Consider the following 3,098-nt stretch of genomic DNA (forward strand, 5'->3'; position numbering starts at 1 on the left):
TCGTCGACAACTCCACAGCGGAGCGGAAAAGCATTCCCGCGCCTCGTCCCCGGTCGCCGCGCGGTCCGGGGCGGGACGCGGGGGGAGGAGCCGGCCGGGACGACCCGTGCCGGCCCTCCACCAGGCCCTTGTAGCTCAGGTGGACAGAGCGCCGCGCTACGAACGCGGAGGTCCCAGGTTCGAGTCCTGGCAAGGGCACCACCGGCGACGGTCGTCGCCGGGTCGGGCGGAAGCCCACCTGCCTCTTCAGCTCAACAGGCCGAGAGCACCCGCCTCGTGAGCGGGAGGACCGGGTTCGAGTCCCGGGAGAGGCTCACGACACACCCGCGCCGGTCGTCGCGCTCCGCGGCCGCCGGCGCACCTGTCCCTGTGGCGGAACGGCAGACGCGCACGGCTCAAACCCGTGTGTCCGCGAGGACGTGCAGGTTCGACTCCTGCCAGGGGCACTCGACCCGGCCGGGCGGCACGAACCGAGCACCGGCCTCGAAGGCCCGGAGATCGGCGCCGCCCCCGGGACCGCGTCAGCCGCCCGAGGTCACGGGCATCCGCTTCGGCCCCCGGACGATCATCAGCGACTTCCACTCCACCTCTCCCGCCAAGCGCAGGTCGGGGAACCCCTCCAGCAGGGCGCGCAGGGCTTCCTGCACCTCCAGGCGGGCCAGCGGCGCACCGAGGCAGTGGTGCGCGCCGTGGCCGAACGCGAGGTGCGCGTTGTCGGCGCGGTCGAGGACCAGCTCGTCCCCCAGCTCGTACCGGAGCCGATCGCGGTTCGCGGCGCCGATGGCCACCAGCACCGGCTGGCCCGCGCGGACCACCGTGCCACCGACCTCGACGTCCTCGGTGGCGTACCGGGAGAACAGCGCGCTCGCGCTGACCGGCACGTAGCGCAACAGCTCCTCCACCGCGGCGGGCAGCAGGTCGGGGTGCGCCACCAGCCGCTCCCACCGGTCGCGCCGGTCGAGCAGGGCGAACACGGAACCGGCGATCATGCTCGCGGTCGTCTCGTGCCCCGCCACGAGCAGGCCGAGGCTCAGGTCGACCAGCTCCTCCTCCGACAGCCGGTCGCGCACGTCGCGGGCCTCGATCAGCGCGGTCATGAGGTCGTCGGCGGGTTCCGCGCGGCGCCGGGCCACGAGGTCGACGAAGTAGTCGCGCAACCGCTGCCGGTTGACGTCGAACAGCTCGATGTCGCCTGTGGACAGCAGGCCGTTGCTCCACTCCCGGAAGCTCGGGCGGTCGGCCACGGGGACGCCGAGCAGGTCGCAGATCATCGCGACCGGGATGGGCAGGGCGTAGTCCTCCACCAGGTCGGCCTCGCCGGCGGCCCTCAGCTCGCGGACCAGCCCGGCCGCGAACTCCGCCACGCGCGGCCGGGTCCGCTCCACGCGCCGCGCGGTGAACGCCTTGGCCACGAGCGTGCGCAGCCGCGTGTGCTCGGGCGGGTCCATCGCCATGAGGCCGGTGGTCAGCCGCCCGGGCGCGAGGCGGGGCTCGTCGTGCTCTGCCGCCCGGGCCCGCGAGAACCGCAGGTCGCCGAGGACCAGCCGCACGTCGGCGTACCGGGTGGCGAGCCAGGCGTCCTCCCCGAAGGGCATGCGGACGCGGAGCAGCCCGGCGGTGTCGCGCGCGGCCGCGTACGCCCGGTCCAGGCCGAGGCCGTCGGAGAGGGTGAACGGGTAGGCGGTCGGATCGGTGGTCGTGTGTCCGGCGGTCATGTCGATGTCCCCCTGTGCCTGGTGACCCGTAGGCAGTGACCTCCACGTTAGCGACGCCCATCCGGCCCGCCAACGCGATCACGAAGCGGGACCGAAGTCGGCTCCCTGTGATCACCGCCATACGGCGTGGACGGCGAATCGTTCGTCCACTGTGGACGAACGTCGGCGCGGCGCTGCCCGGCTCGCCGGGAACATCATCGGCGGCGTGATCAACTGCCGCAACGCACTGTGCCCGTTCGGGCAACCGGAGCCGGCGCGTTGCAATACGGTTCGGGCGTGGTGAAGACATGGTTGGCCGCTGCCGCGGTGGTCCTGGCCACCGCGTGCCAGTCCACCGGGACGCCGGACGCCGCCCCGTCCTCGCTCCGGGCGCTCCCCGGTGACCAGGACGAGTCGCCGAACCTCGGCATCGAGTTCTGGGAGAACGGGAACCCCTCGCCCGTGGCCGTCCGCGACGGTGTGGTCGAGACGCACCTGGACGGCGAGTTCGAACTGCACTTCCCCAGGCGGTCCAGCGACAGACCGCTGATGATCGGGGCGTGGACGGATCGGACGATCTTCGTGCTCGAACCCGGGCGGAAGGTGAACGAGGTGCCCTACTTCATGCCCGGCACCGGCGGGTCCGACGAGCGGTCCGGGCGGATGACGATGTTCCTGGGCACCGGCACCCACAGCCACCTGGCCGGAGACCGGGTGCAGCGGCACGGCGAGCGCCAGGAGAAGGTGCTCTTCAAGGCGCTGGAAACGCCCGATGACCTGAACACCGACTCCGTCTACGCGGTGATCTTCCTCGACCGCGACGGGGACAAGGTGATCGACGCGAACGAGTTCGACTACTTCCGGATCAGGCTGGGGTAGTGGCGGGACAACTGCGGCGGTGGTCGTGACCGGGGCCGACGTAGCAGGACCACTCCTCGGCGGTCAGGTCGCGCACGGCCCGTTGGCAGGCCCGCTCCACGACGTGCGCGCGCAGGTCGTGGAACGCGCCCAAGTCCCACCGGACGGCCTTGCCGTCGGCGCCGCCGCTGACCGGCTCCCTGCCGTCGGGGCCGAACGCCAGGCTCATCACGTGGTCCTCGTGCCCGGCGAGCGGCCGGGCCGTGCGGCGCGGGCGGTCCGGGTCCTCGACGTTCCAGAGCTGCGCGGTGTCGCTCTCGTCCGCCACGGCCGGCGTGCGGCCGTCCGGGCTGAGCGCGATGGCCGTGGTGTCACCGGATGACGTGACCACCCCGCCGAACCGCTCGGGGTGCTCCCGGTCGGACAGGTCCCACAGCACCACCTCGTCGTCGCCCGGTGTGGCGAGCAGCGCGCTGTCGCCGCGGAACGCCCACACGGCGTTCGGGTGCTCGCCGAGCCGGGCGATGCGCCGGACCTCGCCCGGGG

At 73.0% G+C, this 3,098-nt stretch carries 3 protein-coding genes and 3 tRNA genes; 4 read left to right on the forward strand and 2 right to left on the reverse strand.

Features of this window, described 5'->3' with window-relative positions:
• The first annotated feature begins 124 nt into the window (after positions 1-124).
• From ACFV4N_RS41895 to ACFV4N_RS41905, 3 genes are all read left to right on the forward strand, one after another.
• A tRNA-Arg gene (locus tag ACFV4N_RS41895) sits at positions 125-201 on the forward strand.
• Positions 202-240: 39 nt separating this feature from the next.
• A tRNA-Thr gene (locus tag ACFV4N_RS41900) sits at positions 241-314 on the forward strand.
• 49 nt (positions 315-363) lie between these two features.
• Positions 364-446, forward strand: a tRNA-Leu gene (locus ACFV4N_RS41905).
• Between the two features lie 75 nt (positions 447-521).
• On the opposite strand, the gene ACFV4N_RS41910 is transcribed toward ACFV4N_RS41905, so the two are convergent.
• On the reverse strand, positions 522-1,715 hold the full coding sequence (locus ACFV4N_RS41910; protein WP_499678256.1) for a cytochrome P450: 1,194 nt from the start codon (positions 1,713-1,715) through the stop codon (positions 522-524).
• A gap of 276 nt (positions 1,716-1,991) precedes the next feature.
• On the opposite strand from ACFV4N_RS41910, the gene ACFV4N_RS41915 reads away from it, so the two are divergent.
• Positions 1,992-2,573, forward strand: a complete 582-nt coding sequence (locus ACFV4N_RS41915) for a ligand-gated ion channel (protein WP_499678257.1) — start codon at positions 1,992-1,994, stop codon at positions 2,571-2,573.
• Here the strand turns inward: ACFV4N_RS41915 and ACFV4N_RS41920 are convergent.
• The coding region (locus ACFV4N_RS41920) for a WD40 repeat domain-containing protein (RefSeq protein WP_499678258.1) at positions 2,560-3,098 on the reverse strand (539 nt) is incomplete at its 5' end. The genes ACFV4N_RS41915 and ACFV4N_RS41920 overlap by 14 nt on opposite strands.

Origin of the sequence: Actinosynnema sp. NPDC059797 (assembly GCF_042732085.1) — a bacterium.
In the GTDB taxonomy this organism is placed as follows: domain Bacteria; phylum Actinomycetota; class Actinomycetes; order Mycobacteriales; family Pseudonocardiaceae; genus Actinosynnema.